The organism is Rhizobium sp. NXC24, assembly GCF_002944315.1.
GTDB lineage: Bacteria > Pseudomonadota > Alphaproteobacteria > Rhizobiales > Rhizobiaceae > Rhizobium.
Genome location: NZ_CP024311.1, coordinates 3,054,529 through 3,067,563, shown reverse-complemented (window position 1 = coordinate 3,067,563; position 13,035 = coordinate 3,054,529). Strand labels below are relative to the sequence as shown.

Annotated in this window: 13 protein-coding genes; 8 read left to right on the top strand and 5 right to left on the bottom strand. The window is 60.0% G+C overall.

Annotated elements, in window-relative coordinates:
* Positions 1-65 precede the first annotated feature (65 nt).
* Entirely contained in the window at positions 66-1,904 is a 1,839-nt protein-coding gene (locus tag NXC24_RS15195; protein ID WP_104824059.1) for a GGDEF domain-containing phosphodiesterase, read from the top strand.
* On the opposite strand, the gene NXC24_RS15190 is transcribed toward NXC24_RS15195, so the two are convergent.
* Entirely contained in the window at positions 1,867-2,889 is a 1,023-nt protein-coding gene (locus NXC24_RS15190) for a YeiH family protein (RefSeq protein WP_104824058.1), read from the bottom strand. The genes NXC24_RS15195 and NXC24_RS15190 overlap by 38 nt on opposite strands.
* Before the next feature lie 116 nt (positions 2,890-3,005).
* Here NXC24_RS15190 and NXC24_RS15185 point away from each other — a divergent pair, with 116 nt between their 5' ends.
* Positions 3,006-3,887 (top strand): LysR substrate-binding domain-containing protein, encoded by an 882-nt coding sequence (locus NXC24_RS15185; protein ID WP_104824057.1) that lies wholly within the window; start codon positions 3,006-3,008, stop codon positions 3,885-3,887.
* Positions 3,888-3,950: 63 nt separating this feature from the next.
* On the opposite strand, the gene NXC24_RS15180 is transcribed toward NXC24_RS15185, so the two are convergent.
* The gene (locus NXC24_RS15180) at positions 3,951-4,760 is read right to left on the bottom strand and encodes a DeoR/GlpR family DNA-binding transcription regulator (protein WP_104824056.1); all 810 of its coding nucleotides are present in this window, start codon (positions 4,758-4,760) and stop codon (positions 3,951-3,953) included.
* Positions 4,761-5,093: 333 nt separating this feature from the next.
* On the opposite strand from NXC24_RS15180, the gene NXC24_RS15175 reads away from it, so the two are divergent.
* From NXC24_RS15175 to ung, 4 genes are all read left to right on the top strand, one after another.
* Positions 5,094-5,972, top strand: coding sequence for a choline kinase family protein (locus NXC24_RS15175; protein ID WP_104824055.1), 879 nt, complete (start codon positions 5,094-5,096; stop codon positions 5,970-5,972).
* 9 nt (positions 5,973-5,981) lie between these two features.
* On the top strand, positions 5,982-8,429 hold the full coding sequence (locus NXC24_RS15170; RefSeq protein ID WP_104824054.1) for an FAD-dependent oxidoreductase: 2,448 nt from the start codon (positions 5,982-5,984) through the stop codon (positions 8,427-8,429).
* Positions 8,430-8,444: 15 nt separating this feature from the next.
* On the top strand, positions 8,445-9,158 hold the full coding sequence (locus tag NXC24_RS15165) for a septation protein IspZ (RefSeq protein WP_348632694.1): 714 nt from the start codon (positions 8,445-8,447) through the stop codon (positions 9,156-9,158).
* Between the two features lie 89 nt (positions 9,159-9,247).
* Positions 9,248-9,949, top strand: a complete 702-nt coding sequence (gene ung / locus NXC24_RS15160; RefSeq protein ID WP_104824052.1) for a uracil-DNA glycosylase — start codon at positions 9,248-9,250, stop codon at positions 9,947-9,949.
* Here the strand turns inward: ung and NXC24_RS15155 are convergent.
* Together NXC24_RS15155 and NXC24_RS15150 are read right to left on the bottom strand one after the other, a co-directional pair.
* Positions 9,943-10,353, bottom strand: coding sequence for a type II toxin-antitoxin system VapC family toxin (locus tag NXC24_RS15155; protein WP_104824051.1), 411 nt, complete (start codon positions 10,351-10,353; stop codon positions 9,943-9,945). The genes ung and NXC24_RS15155 overlap by 7 nt on opposite strands.
* Positions 10,353-10,607 (bottom strand): type II toxin-antitoxin system Phd/YefM family antitoxin, encoded by a 255-nt coding sequence (locus NXC24_RS15150; protein ID WP_104824050.1) that lies wholly within the window; start codon positions 10,605-10,607, stop codon positions 10,353-10,355. The genes NXC24_RS15155 and NXC24_RS15150 overlap by 1 nt, the downstream gene beginning before the upstream one ends.
* A 232-nt stretch (positions 10,608-10,839) precedes the next feature.
* Here NXC24_RS15150 and NXC24_RS15145 point away from each other — a divergent pair, with 232 nt between their 5' ends.
* Together NXC24_RS15145 and NXC24_RS15140 are read left to right on the top strand one after the other, a co-directional pair.
* Complete coding sequence (locus NXC24_RS15145) at positions 10,840-11,772, top strand: VOC family protein (protein ID WP_104824049.1); 933 nt, start codon at positions 10,840-10,842, stop codon at positions 11,770-11,772.
* A gap of 13 nt (positions 11,773-11,785) precedes the next feature.
* Positions 11,786-12,403 (top strand): alpha/beta hydrolase, encoded by a 618-nt coding sequence (locus NXC24_RS15140; RefSeq protein ID WP_104824048.1) that lies wholly within the window; start codon positions 11,786-11,788, stop codon positions 12,401-12,403.
* Between the two features lie 31 nt (positions 12,404-12,434).
* Here NXC24_RS15140 and NXC24_RS15135 read toward each other — a convergent pair whose 3' ends face one another.
* The gene (locus NXC24_RS15135) at positions 12,435-12,872 is read right to left on the bottom strand and encodes a hypothetical protein (protein ID WP_104824047.1); all 438 of its coding nucleotides are present in this window, start codon (positions 12,870-12,872) and stop codon (positions 12,435-12,437) included.
* Between the last annotated feature and the right edge of the window lie 163 nt (positions 12,873-13,035).

Genomic DNA, 13,035 nt, shown 5'->3' with positions numbered 1-13,035 from the left:
CACTGGTGCAAAGATGCCGCCGAAATCTTGCAAACTTTCCATATATCAGGAGGGGTTCGAACTCGGTGGAAGAGACGGTGTCAGGGCGATCCGAACAGGAGTTCCAAGACCTCTTGAGGAGGTTGGAATTGGCACTGGAGACGTCTCAAATCGGCGTCTGGGAGCATAGCCTGAACCAGGAGGAAATCCTCTGGGATCTGCAGATGCACAAGCTCTACCAGACCGGCGCCACCGATCGCAAAGTGTCCTCGGCGGTCTGGCTGAACGCTCTTCATCCCGACGATGTCGAGCGGGCAATCGCCGAGTTCGAGGCAGCCACTGCGGAAAAGGGTTTCTACAACTCGCAATTTCGCATCATCCTGCCCGAAGGAGAGATACGTTATCTGCGCTCGCGCGCCCATTTCTATGAGGGGCCTGACGGCGAGCCGTCCTTCATCGGCGCGGAGTGGGATGTCACGGCCGATGTCCTGCTTAACCGCGAGCTTACCAATCAGAAGGCGGTCGCGGAAGCCCGCGCAATCGCGCTGGAGCAGAGCCGCGCCCGCATCGAACATGCCGCCGACCACGACTATCTTACCGGCCTCCCCAACCGTCGCTACTTCGATCGCCGCTTGGCGGAGCTGCGCGCCGATCCGGCGGTCAAGACGCTGGCCGTCCTCCACATCGATCTCGACTGCTTCAAGCAGATCAATGACAAATGGGGGCACGCAGCCGGTGACGTGACGCTGCAGAATGCGGCGGTACGGATTTCCGGGTCGATTACGGCTAAAGACATGGTCGCCCGCATTGGCGGCGATGAATTCGTCGTGGTGCTGGTCGACATCGATGGTGCCGACGACCTCAAAACCATTGCCGAGGATATTTTATGGCGGCTGCGGCGCGACATCCGCTTCCATCATGAGATGCTGCCGGTGGGCGCCTCGATAGGCGCAGCCTGGAGCGTCGTTGGCGAGGCCGGCAATCTACTGGCGGAATCCGACATCGCCCTCTATCAGGCAAAGAAATTCGGCCGAAACCGCGTCGAATTCTTCACGCCGAAACTGCAATCCGATCTGCAGGCCGAACGGCAATTGGCAGAGGAATTGCGACTGGCGCTGATACGGCACGAAATCGTGCCCTTCTATCAAATCCAGGTGGACGCGCGCAGCCGACGGATCGTGGGGCTGGAAGCTCTGGCCCGATGGTGGCACCCGGAGAAGGGGCTGCTGGCGCCGGCAGGTTTCCTCAAAGTGGCCGAGGAATATGGGCTGACGGCCGAGATCGATGCGGCCATCCTGAACCGCGTATTGTTCGACCGCGCCAACTGGGCCATGCAGAGCCTGACGCCGCCGCGCATTGCCGTTAACATCTCGGGGAGCCGCCTGGCCGATCCAAACCTGATCGAACGGCTGCGGGCTCTGAACATACCGCCTCACACCATCACCTTCGAGCTGATCGAAACGATCTTCCTCGACGATCCCGACGACAAAACGCTCGCCAATATCGACGCGATCAAACAGATGGGCATCGAGATCGAGATCGACGATTTCGGCTCTGGCCATGCTTCACTGATTGGCCTCGTGAAGCTGAAACCGAAGCGGCTGAAGATCGACCGGCAGTTGGTGACCGCAATTACCGTCTCGGACGAACAGCGCCGCCTTGTTGGCTCGATCGTGGAAATTGCGAGGGCGCTCAGCGTCGAAGTCATCGCCGAGGGTGTCGAAACCGAGGACCATGCGCGGCTCCTGGCGCGCGCCGGTTGTGACGGACTTCAGGGGTATGCGATCGGTTATCCCTCGCCGGGCAACGAGATCGCGGTGCTGTTGACATCGGTACAGAGGCCAGATCAGCACCCGGCTTCGGGCAATTCCCAAGGCGATGCCGGGCCTACTGGATTTGCAGGGCGGCAATCAGCCCATAGCTGACGACGCCGAGCGTCAGTAGCGACAGCGTAGCAGCCGTAATCACCCGGCCGCCGGCATGCGCAACGGAGCGGATGTTCACCGACAGGCCAAGTGCGGCCATCGCAATCACCGTCAGGATGTTGGAGGTCAGGGCCATCGGCGCGACCAGTGCGTCCGGGATCAGGCCGAAAGAGCGTAGGGCCATCAGTCCCAGAAAGCCGCAGATGAACCAGGGAACCAGCGAGTGGCGGTGGCCCGTGCGGCCGTCCATCCCCGCCGTTTCGGTCTTGGTGATGATCCCGAGCAGGAAGATGACGGGCCCGAGCATCAATACGCGCACCAGCTTGACCAGGGTGCCGGTCTGCACAGCAAGCATGCTGACAGGTGCGGTGGCGGCAAGCACCTGGGGCACGGCATAGACGGTCAATCCCGCCAGCACGCCATATTGCGGCACGCTCATGCCGGCGTGGAAATAGAGAAGCGGCAGCAGGAAGACGGCGGCGATGCCGAGCACGGCAGTAAAGGCGAGGGCGGCGGCGATCTCTTCAGAGCCGGCCTCGATGACCGGGGCAACGGCAACGATGGCCGAGTTGCCGCAGATGGAGTTGCCGCAGGCAATCAGCGTCGCCAGTTTCGGCGGCAGGCCAAGCAGCCGGCCGATCGCATAGGTCGCTACGATCGACAGCACGACGACGATGGCGATGCCGGCGATCAACCAGACACCGGCGCCGCTGATCGCCGAGAGGCTGATCGAGGCGCCGAGCAGGACAATGGCGATTTCCAGCAGGATCTTGGCGCTGAAATCGATCCCGGGGCGCAAGGTGGGTTTCAGTGGCTTTACGGTGCAGACGACGATACCGAGCGCAATGGCGAGCACCAGGCTCTCGATCCATCTGCCGCCGAGAATACCGATCTCGATGCGCTCGCCGGCATAGGCGAGAAGGGCGACGGTACTCGTCAGGGCAAGGCCCGGGAGGATCATATTGGCTCGGTGGAAAAGGGGCATGCAGAACCGCCATTCGGATAAAGAGACTTTGCTATGACGAGAAAGTCTCACCTCCTGACGTCGACATCCATCGAATATTATCCTATGTTTCATTCGATAAATTAGAATGATTTCCTATGACTTTCGAGCAACTCGCTATCTTCGTCGCCGTCGCCGAGCGGGAGCATCTGACCCATGCGGCAGAGGCTATTCATCTGACGCCGTCTGCCGTCAGTGCGGCCATCAAGAACCTCGAAGCCTATTACGGCGTCGAGCTGTTTCATCGTGTCGGCCGGCGGATCGAGCTTACGGAAACCGGCCGGACCTTTCTCGGCGAAGCGAAGGCGACGCTGGCCCGCGTGCGTTCGGCAGAGCTCATGCTTTCCGAACTCGGCGGACTGCAGCGCGGCCGGCTCAGCCTGCGCGCCAGCCAGACCATCGCTAGCTATTGGCTGCCGCCCGTGCTGATGCGCTTTCACCGCGACTATCCCGGCATCGAGCTCGATTTGACCATCGGCAACACGCGTACGGTCACCGAGGCGGTCATCGAAGGCACTGCTGAATTAGGTTTTGTCGAAGGGGAGGTGGATGCGCCGGTTCTGTCGATGAAAGTCGTGGCGCAGGATGCGCTTGTCATCGTCGTGCCGCCAAGTCATCGCTGGGCCGATGGCCGGAGGCTGACTGTTGCCGACCTTGACACCGGTACATCGTGGGTGATGCGGGAGGAAGGTTCGGGTACGCGGTCCGAATTTGAAAACGCCATCATCAAGCTCGGCACTTCACCGCATGATCTCAGTGTGGCGCTGGTGCTGCCGTCGAACGAGGCCGTGCTGTCGGCGGTCTGCTCCGGGCAGAGCGCGGCGGCGATTTCCAGCGCGGCGGCCATGGCTTATCTACAGCAGGGATTGCTGGTGCGCGCGGCCTTCGACCTGCCGGTCCGCAGCTTCCGTCTGCTGCGCCACAAAGAGCGCCATGCCAGCAAGGCGGCGCTGACCCTGGAGGCCATGTGCCGGAGCTGAAGCAATAACACGAATAGTGGAAGCGCTTTTCCATTGGGAATCGCGAAGGCTGAACCGCTCTCGTCAGAACTGCTCCATCCGGCGCTGGCTGGCGACGACGAGGTCGATCTCGTTGCGGTCGAGCATGGCACGGATATCGGGAGGCGGCAGCTCGTCGGTGACCATCATGTCATAGATGCCGGGATCATCAATGACGATTGGGGCGCTGCGCCCAAATTTGGCGCTGTCGGCGACGATGATGCGGTTTTCGGCCCGTCGCGCTGCTTCGCGGGAATATTCCGCCTCCTCCAGATCATGCAGCATGAAGCCGGAGACGGCGTTGACGGCGCCCACGGACAATATGGCATGGCGAACATTGAAGCGGCGCAGGAAGTTGGTCGCTTCCATGCCAAAGGCGCCGCCGTCGTGGCTGCGCAGTTCGCCGCCGGCAAAGAAAACGCGATTGCCGTTGCGGGTCGCAAGCGCATGGGCGACCGAGACGGCATTGGTGACGATGAACAGGTTTTGATGCTTCTGCAGCGCAACGGCGATGAAGGCCGTCGTGGAACCTATGTCGAGGAAGAGCGTATCGCCGTTCTGGATCATTGCCGCGACGCGGGCCGCGATCATGCGTTTGGCCTCGGCATTCTCGTTCATCCGGAAATGCAGCGGCTGCTCGATGATGGAGTCCTTGATATGGACACCGCCATGAACCTTGGTGACGAGACCATTGGCCTCCAGGCTGCGGATATTGCGGCGGATGGTCTCCTCCGAAACCGCCAGCCGCTCGGCGAGAAACTGAATGCGGCTTGCGCCGCCGGCGAGCCGAAGCTCCTCCAGGATCTCGCGTTCCCGATGGTTCGAATGAAGCGGCACCTGCGAGATGTCCGACATGGTATCGATCCTATCTAAGGCATGGTCCCAAAACGTGCGAAGCGGCTTGCGGATAAGACCATACCTGATCAAACATCTAGAGCGGGATAACGACTCAAACGCAAGTCATCTCGTTCCAATCACCTCGAGATTGAATTTTTAAGTCAAATCTCACTTACGGTGAAGCTTTCTGTTGCAAATATCCATAGCCCAATACGGATTAGACCTTATTCCCCGCATAATCCAACAAAAAACCAAATGGGCGTTTCATTTTGTGGGTAGTTCTTGACAGTTCTCCTTTTGTGAGGAACCTTTTGCATCTAAAAGACGCGCGATTATTGCGCTGGAGGAGGGATGGTCGTCACGCCCGAAGACAAGATCCAGGCTCTTGGTATCTGGCGCGGATCGATCGAGATCGCTCCGCTCGTGGGCGGCATCACCAATCGTAATTATCTGGTCACCGATAGCGGCCGACGTTTCGTCGTCCGGCTCGGGACGGACATTCCGGTGCACCATATCAGCCGCGCCAACGAACTGGCCGCGAGCAAGGCCGCGCATGCGGCGGGGTTGTCGCCTGCTGTCATTCACCATGAACCAGGCATCCTTGTGCTGGACTACATCGATGGAAAACCGCTTGCAGCGGAGGATATTCGCGGCCCTTTGATGCTGGAGCGCATTGTACCGCTTGTCCGTTCCTGCCACCAGAATGTCGCGAAACATTTTCGTGGCGCCGCGATGATCTTCTGGGTTTTTCATGTCGTGCGCGACTATGCCGCCGTTCTCAAAGAAGGCGGCAGCCGGCATGAAGCATTGCTGCCTTCCTTCCTCGAAATTGCCGAGCGATTGGAGCAGGCTGCTGGGCCTTTTGACATCGCTTTCGGCCACAATGATCTGCTGGCCGGCAATTTTCTCGACGATGGGACAAGGCTCTGGCTGATCGATTGGGATTATGCGGGATTCAACACGCCGCTCTTCGATCTCGGGGGGCTTGCCTCCAACAATGAATTCTCCGAACGCCAGGAAACGGCGATGTTGGAGGCCTATTTCGAGGCGCCGGTGAGCGAGGATCTGTGTCGGCGCTACCAGGCGATGAAATGCGCTTCGCTGTTGCGCGAGACGATGTGGAGCATGGTTTCCGAAATCCATTCCCATATCGATTTCGATTATTCAGCCTATACGAGCGAAAATCTGGCGCGATTTCAACGTGCCTATCAATCATTCCGGAATTCTTGAGGTGATGCGATGAGGGAACTGCCACATACAGCAAAGGCGGTCGTCATCGGCGGAGGGATCGTCGGCTGTTCAACAGCCTATCACCTTGCCAAGCTCGGCTTGACAGACACGGTCTTGCTGGAGCGAAAGAAGCTGACCTCGGGAACTACGTTCCATGCGGCCGGTCTTGTCGGACAATTGCGGACCAGCGCCAATATCACGCAGATGCTCGGCTATTCCGTCGATCTTTACAGGAGGCTGGAGGCCGAGACCGGGCTTGCTACCGGCTGGAAGATGAACGGCGGCCTGCGCCTCGCCTGCAATGAGGAACGCTGGACGGAGGTGAAGCGGCAGGCAACGACGGCGCAATCCTTCGGGCTGCAGATGCATCTGCTGACGCCTAAGGAGGCCTTCGATCTCTGGCCGCTGATGGATACAGACGATCTCGTCGGTGCCGCCTATCTGCCGACCGACGGGCAGGCCAATCCCTCCGATATCACCCAGGCGCTGGCGAAGGGCGCCCGCATGGCCGGCGTTTCGATTTTCGAGGATACCGAAGTTCTCGATCTGGAGATCGACAAGGGCAGGATTCGTGCCGTTATCACCGACAAGGGCCGCATCGAATGTGAGCGTGTCGTGGTCTGCGCCGGGCAGTGGACACGGAGCTTTGCGGCGCGCTTCGGTGTCAACGTGCCGCTCGTCTCCGTCGAGCACCAGTATCTCATCACCGAATCCTTCGGGGTCCCCTCCAACCTGCCGACGCTGCGCGATCCCGACAGGTTGACCTATTACAAGGAAGAGGTCGGCGGGTTGGTGATGGGCGGTTATGAACCCAATCCGATCCCCTGGGCGGTCGACGGCATTCCCAAGGAGTTTCACTACACGCTGCTCGACAGCAACTTCAATCACTTCGAGCAGATCATGGAGCAGGCCCTGATGCGTGTGCCGGCGCTGCAGACGGCGGGCATCAAGCAGCTTCTGAACGGGCCTGAGAGCTTTACGCCCGACGGCAATTTCATCCTCGGCGAGGCGCCGGAACTCCGGAACTTTTTCGTCGGCGCCGGCTTCAACGCCTTCGGCATCGCGTCGGCCGGCGGGGCCGGCATGGCGCTCGCCGAGTGGGTGGCGAAGGGCGAGCCGCCCTACGATCTCTGGCCCGTCGACATCAGACGCTTCGGCCGCCCGCATTTCGACACGGATTGGGTGCGCACCCGCACGCTCGAGGCTTATGGCAAACATTACACCATGGCCTGGCCGTTCGAAGAGCATTCAAGCGGCCGCCCCTGCCGCAAGTCGCCGCTTTACGACCGGCTGAAGGCGCAAGGCGCCTGTTTCGGCGAAAAGCTCGGCTGGGAGCGTCCAAACTGGTTCGCCGATCTTTTTGCCGGCGAGGAGCCGAAGGATATCTATACCTATGGCCGCCAGAACTGGTTCGATGCGGTCGGTCGCGAGCACCGAGCGGTGCGCGAGGCAGCCGTGATCTTCGATCAGACGTCTTTTGCAAAATTCGTGCTGAAGGGACGAGACGCCGAAGCGGCGATCTCGTGGATCGCCTCCAACGACGTCGCCAAGCCGGTCGGCGCCCTGACCTATACGCAGATGCTGAATGACAGGGGCGGCATCGAATGCGATGTCACCGTGGCGCGCGTCGCCGAGAACGAATTCTACATCACGACAGGCACAGGCTTTGCCACGCATGATTTCGACTGGATCGCCCGGAATATTCCGGCCGACATGCATGCCGAACTGGTGGATGTCACCTCTGCCTATTCCGTGCTGTCGTTGATGGGACCGCATTCGCGCAGAGTGCTGGAATCCGTCACCTCGAACGATGTTTCGAACGCCGCGTTTCCTTTCCTGCGGGTGAAGACCATCGGCATTGCCGGCTGCCCGGTGCGAGCGCTGCGCATGACCTATGTCGGCGAGCTTGGCTACGAGCTGCATGTGCCGGTGGAATATGCGGCCACGGTCTACGATACGCTGATGGCCGCCGGTCGCAACCATGGGCTCGTCAATGCCGGCTACCGCGCGATCGAAAGTTGCCGGCTGGAAAAGGGCTATCGCGCCTGGGGCTCCGACATCGGCCCCGACCACACACCGGTCGAGGCCGGGTTGAGCTGGGCGGTGAAGATGAAAAAGAATATCGCCTTCCGCGGCCGGGAGGCCATCGAGCGGCAGTTGGTTTCTGGGGTGAAGAAGCTGTTTGCCTGCTTCGTGCCTGATGATCCGGAAATCGTGCTGCTTGGCCGCGAAACGATCTATCGTGACGGCCAACGTGTCGGTTGGTTGTCGAGCGGCGGCTATGGCCACACGATCGGCAAGCCGATCGGCTACGGCTATATCCGCGATCCCGATGGCGTGACCGAGGATTTCGTGCTTGGCGGCCGATATGAGCTGGACGTTGCCCAACGCCGTGTGCCTTGCCAGGTCTCATTGGAGCCGCTCTATGATCCGCAGATGGCGCGGGTTAAGGGGTGATTACGGAAAGATTGAGTGCCATCTCTTGATGGCGATAGCTGGTGGCTTTATGACCCTTACAGAAGTCGCGACAAGGGCCGAAGTGCGGTGAAAAGCTTTTTCGATGCGGTCAGGCTGCTGCTCGCCGATTTGGCCTCCAGCCTATTTTTCGTCGTTCTGCTTTCCCTCACGCATAATGCGGCCCTTTCGGCTTGCTCGGCGATAGCGTTTGGCCTTGTCCAAATCGGGATTCAATACCTCCGACGGAAGCCAATCGATACCATGGAGTGGCTGAGCCTCCTTCTGGTCATTGCTGCAGGCGCGGCAACGCTGCTGACGGGCGATCCGCGTTTCGCGCTATTCAAGCCGAGCATTATCTACTCGATTGTCGGCGTGGTGATGCTTAAGCCGGGCTGGATGAATCGGTATCTGCCGGCTATCGCCCGCACAGTCGCGCCCGATGTCGCTATTTATGTGGGCTTTGCCTGGGCTGGCCTGATGTTCCTGTCCGCTGCGCTCAATGTGTTCGTTGCCATCGCCTTTGATCTATCCATATGGGCGGTCGTCATGCCGGCCTTCGGTATCGGCAGCAAAGTGGTGCTGATGCTGGCCGGATTTGCTGCGATCCGCCTCACGGTGAGGCGACGAGTACGTGCCATGCCTGAGGCCGAACGCGAAGCCTTGCTGATCTCGACGGGGGAGAGAATGCAATCGCCGTCTCTGGCGACGTCCACCGCCGGAAAGCTGTGATCTGCCTGCCGTAATGGAAGTCCTTTCCTTGACACGCCGTCCCTTTCATCCTCAATCGACATGCTGACAAAGGATGGAGGCAAGGGACGATGGCGGAAGCGGGCATCAAGCTGGAGGAAAGCTGGAAAGAGGCGCTGTCGCAGGAATTTGTCAGCCCCTATATGCAGCAGCTCAAATCCTTTCTCGTCGAAGAGAAACAGCGCGGCAAGGTGATCTTTCCGCGGGGCAGCGAATATTTTCGAGCCTTAGACCTGACACCGCTCGATGAAGTGCAGGTCGTGATCCTTGGGCAGGACCCCTATCATGGCATCGGCCAGGCGCATGGGCTTTGCTTCAGCGTTCGCCCCGGCGTACGTATCCCGCCGTCGCTGGTCAATATCTACAAGGAACTGGAGACCGATCTCGGCATCCCGCCGGCGCGTCATGGCTTTCTCGAAAGCTGGGCGAAGCAGGGCGTGCTTCTGCTCAACAGCGTGCTCACGGTCGAGGAATCCCAAGCCGCCTCACATCAGGGCAAGGGCTGGGAGCGCTTCACCGATGCCGTCATCCGCCGCGTCAACGACGAATGCGACGGCGTGGTCTTCATGCTTTGGGGCTCCTATGCGCAGAAGAAGGCTGCCTTCGTCGATACAGAGCGGCATCTCGTGCTGAAAGCCGCGCATCCATCGCCGCTTTCGGCCCATAACGGCTTCCTCGGCTGCCAGCATTTCTCCAAGGCGAATGCCTATCTTGCCGAACATGGCAAGGATCCGATCGACTGGTCCCTGCCGAGTGATCCGGGCCGTCAGTAAGATGCCTGATCCCAAGGATTGATCACCGACACGCCGGTATCGTCAAAATCGCTGACATTGCGCGTAACGACAATCAGATCATGGACGATTGCAGTGGCCGCGATCAGCCCGTCGGCATCGCCGCGAGGACGTAGCGCGGCGATGCGGCCCCATTCGACGGCGATTTGGTCCGTGATGGGCAGGATGCGGCCGCTGTGATCGTGGCGAAGCTTGCGCAGCCATTCTTCCAGATGTGCGGCGGCGCGTGGATCGGTCCTTCGCTTAAGGGCGATCCCGCGCATGACTTCGCCGAGTGTGATGACGCTGAGATAGACGGTCGATGGGTCGGCTGTGCGCAGCCAGGATATCGCTTCGATAGTGCCGCGACGCGCTTCAGAAATGATATTGGTATCGATCAGATACATCAGAAGGCGACATCCCGGCTTGGGGTCTTGTCTCGCGTTGTCACCGCGTCGGCCAGCTCATCATCCCAGGCTGGCCCCGATAGCAGATCGTCCACTAGGCTCGGCTTTCCCGCGCGCAAGGCGTCATAGTCTTCCGCGGAGAGAACAACGACCGCGCGCTCGCCGCGCAGTGTCACAGTTTGCGGACCTTCGCTGCGTGCCTTCTGCACGACTTTCGAGAATTGATTCTTGGCGTCTTGCAATGGCCAATCCATCGACCGATCTCCTGGCTAGACTGTCTAGATTAAGTTAGTATGCGTGCTCGCCTTAGGCAATAGGCTACAGGCTGGACATTGAGCAAAGCGGCTTCATTGAACGATCGCAATTTATCGTTCAACAATCGGAGACAATCCGTTTGGCTATTGGGGGCTATCGAAAAGCGGCCTCTGGGACCATCTTCTGCTCATGAGAAACGCCTGCCGTTGCGGGCGAGACAAGGGGTTAGAGATGCTCAATCAGATCAAGGGTCTTCACCACGTTACCTCGATGGCGGAAGATGCCCGAACCAACAACAAGTTCTTCACGGATACGCTCGGCCTGCGCCGCGTCAAGAAGACGGTCAATTTCGACGCACCCGATGTCTATCACCTGTATTACGGTGACGAGATCGGCACGCCCGGTACGATCATGACCTATTTCCCGTTCCCGAAGATGGCTCGCGGCCGTCCGGGCACCGGCGAAGTCGGCAATACCGTTTTCTCCGTTCCGGAAGGCGCGATCGGCTATTGGACGGACCGGCTTGGCAAGCAGGGCGTCGAGGCTCTGAAGGCCGATGAGTCCTTCGGCCAGAAGCGCCTCCATTTCGCCGGCCCGGATGGCGACGGTTTCGCGCTCGTCGAGGTCAAGGACGATCGTCGTGAGCCCTGGACGCATGGCGGCGTCGATGCCGAGCATGCCATCAGGGGCTTTCATTCCGTCGCCATGCGGCTGCGGGACGAGGGCGCCACGGCTGAGCTGTTGAAATATATGGGCTATGAAGTGGTCGACACGCATGAAGGCGTCAAGCGGCTCGCCATTCCCGGCGGCAATGGTGCCGATTTTGTCGATCTTGAAACCATGCCGAACATCGGCCGCGCGCTTCCCGGCGCGGGTTCGGTCCACCACGTCGCCTTTGCCGTCGAAAACCGCGCAAAGCAGCTCGAAGTGCGTAAGGCGCTGTTGGACACGGGATATCAGGTGACGCCCGTCATCGATCGTGACTACTTCTGGGCGATCTATTTTCGCACGCCAGGCGGCGTGCTATTCGAGGTCGCCACGAACGAACCTGGTTTCAATCGTGACGAAGATACGGCCCATCTTGGCGAGGCACTGAAGCTGCCGGAACAGCACGCTCATCTGCGGGCGCTGCTCGAGCAGCATCTCGAACCGTTGGATGCTTAATGCGGGGGGAATCATGACGGATACGACTTATGTGCACCGGGTAAAGCCCGGTGCACCTGGCAAACCTATTCTATTCACCTTCCACGGTACGGGCGGTGACGAGAACCAGTTCTTCGATTTCGGCAGCCGCCTGCTGCCGGAAGCGACCATCGTCTCGCCGCGTGGCGATGTTTCGGAACATGGTGCGGCGCGCTTTTTCCGGCGCACGGGCGAGGGCGTCTACGACATGGCGGACCTTGCCCGCGCAACGGAAAAGATGGCGGCCTATGTCAAAAGCCTGGCGGTCGACCACGGCGCTTCGCAGGTGCTTGGCCTCGGTTTCTCCAATGGCGCGAATATTCTCGCCAATGTGCTGATCGAGCATGGCGATCTCTTCGACGCCGCCGTGCTGATGCATCCGCTCATTCCGTTCCAGCCGCGCGACAATGCCAGGCTCGACGGCCGCCGGGTGTTGATCACCGCCGGTGAACGCGACCCGATCTCGCCGGCGCCGGTGACCAAAGCGCTGGCGGATTATTTCACGCGGCAGAAGGCCGTGGTGACACTCGATTGGCATCTAGGCGGCCATGATATCCGCCAGAACGAGATCGAGGCGATCCGAGGTTTCTTCGCGCCATATGCTGAAATGTGAAGGAAATCGGGCGCGTGGCGACTATCGGCCGCTACGCGCCCAGTCCTTTTCCGATGAGTTCCAGCATTGTCTGCGCCTGAGCTTCGGCTGCTTGCCGTCCGGCGTGATCGACATAAGCGGGCCCGCAGAACTGCTTGAGATTCACGGTGTCGGTGTTGTCCAGTTCCGCGTGTCTCGAATTCATGATGACGATGCGCCAGGCGCAGCCGAGCACCTTATCGGGCTGGATGGCATTGTCACAGCCTGTGCTCAGGCAGAACGCGACATTTCGCTGGTCCTGATATTGTCCGGTGGTCGCGGCGTCATATTCGGTCTTCCACGTATCCCGCGTGTGCCGGCAATTGCCTGGATCGGCGCTTTGACTGCATACCATCGCCGTATCGATGTAGCTTTCGGCACGCGGCCATAGCGGGCCGTCGACCAAGCTCACGCAGCCGCATGCAAACAGGCCTGCCAGCAGTAGCTGCATTGATTCTCCCTCTGCCGAATATTTGGTACCCTAAACGCATCCGGAATATCTGCAAGACTGGGAAGCTGGTTTGGGCTGGGCAGGCGTGGCGGTTCTGCAACTTCTTGCACCAACGACATCATGCGCCGCTGGCTTCGCTTGTAGGCTCTCCCAGCGCTCGCTA

Coding starts and splice junctions, on each gene's coding strand:
- NXC24_RS15190 (WP_104824058.1), bottom strand. CDS start 2,889: ATGCCCCTTTTCCACCGAGCCAATATGATCCTCCCGGGCCTTGCCCTG.
- NXC24_RS15185 (WP_104824057.1), top strand. CDS start 3,006: ATGACTTTCGAGCAACTCGCTATCTTCGTCGCCGTCGCCGAGCGGGAG.
- NXC24_RS15180 (WP_104824056.1), bottom strand. CDS start 4,760: ATGTCGGACATCTCGCAGGTGCCGCTTCATTCGAACCATCGGGAACGC.
- NXC24_RS15175 (WP_104824055.1), top strand. CDS start 5,094: ATGGTCGTCACGCCCGAAGACAAGATCCAGGCTCTTGGTATCTGGCGC.
- NXC24_RS15170 (WP_104824054.1), top strand. CDS start 5,982: ATGAGGGAACTGCCACATACAGCAAAGGCGGTCGTCATCGGCGGAGGG.
- ung (WP_104824052.1), top strand. CDS start 9,248: ATGGCGGAAGCGGGCATCAAGCTGGAGGAAAGCTGGAAAGAGGCGCTG.
- NXC24_RS15155 (WP_104824051.1), bottom strand. CDS start 10,353: ATGTATCTGATCGATACCAATATCATTTCTGAAGCGCGTCGCGGCACT.
- NXC24_RS15150 (WP_104824050.1), bottom strand. CDS start 10,607: ATGGATTGGCCATTGCAAGACGCCAAGAATCAATTCTCGAAAGTCGTG.
- NXC24_RS15145 (WP_104824049.1), top strand. CDS start 10,840: ATGCTCAATCAGATCAAGGGTCTTCACCACGTTACCTCGATGGCGGAA.
- NXC24_RS15140 (WP_104824048.1), top strand. CDS start 11,786: ATGACGGATACGACTTATGTGCACCGGGTAAAGCCCGGTGCACCTGGC.
- NXC24_RS15135 (WP_104824047.1), bottom strand. CDS start 12,872: ATGCAGCTACTGCTGGCAGGCCTGTTTGCATGCGGCTGCGTGAGCTTG.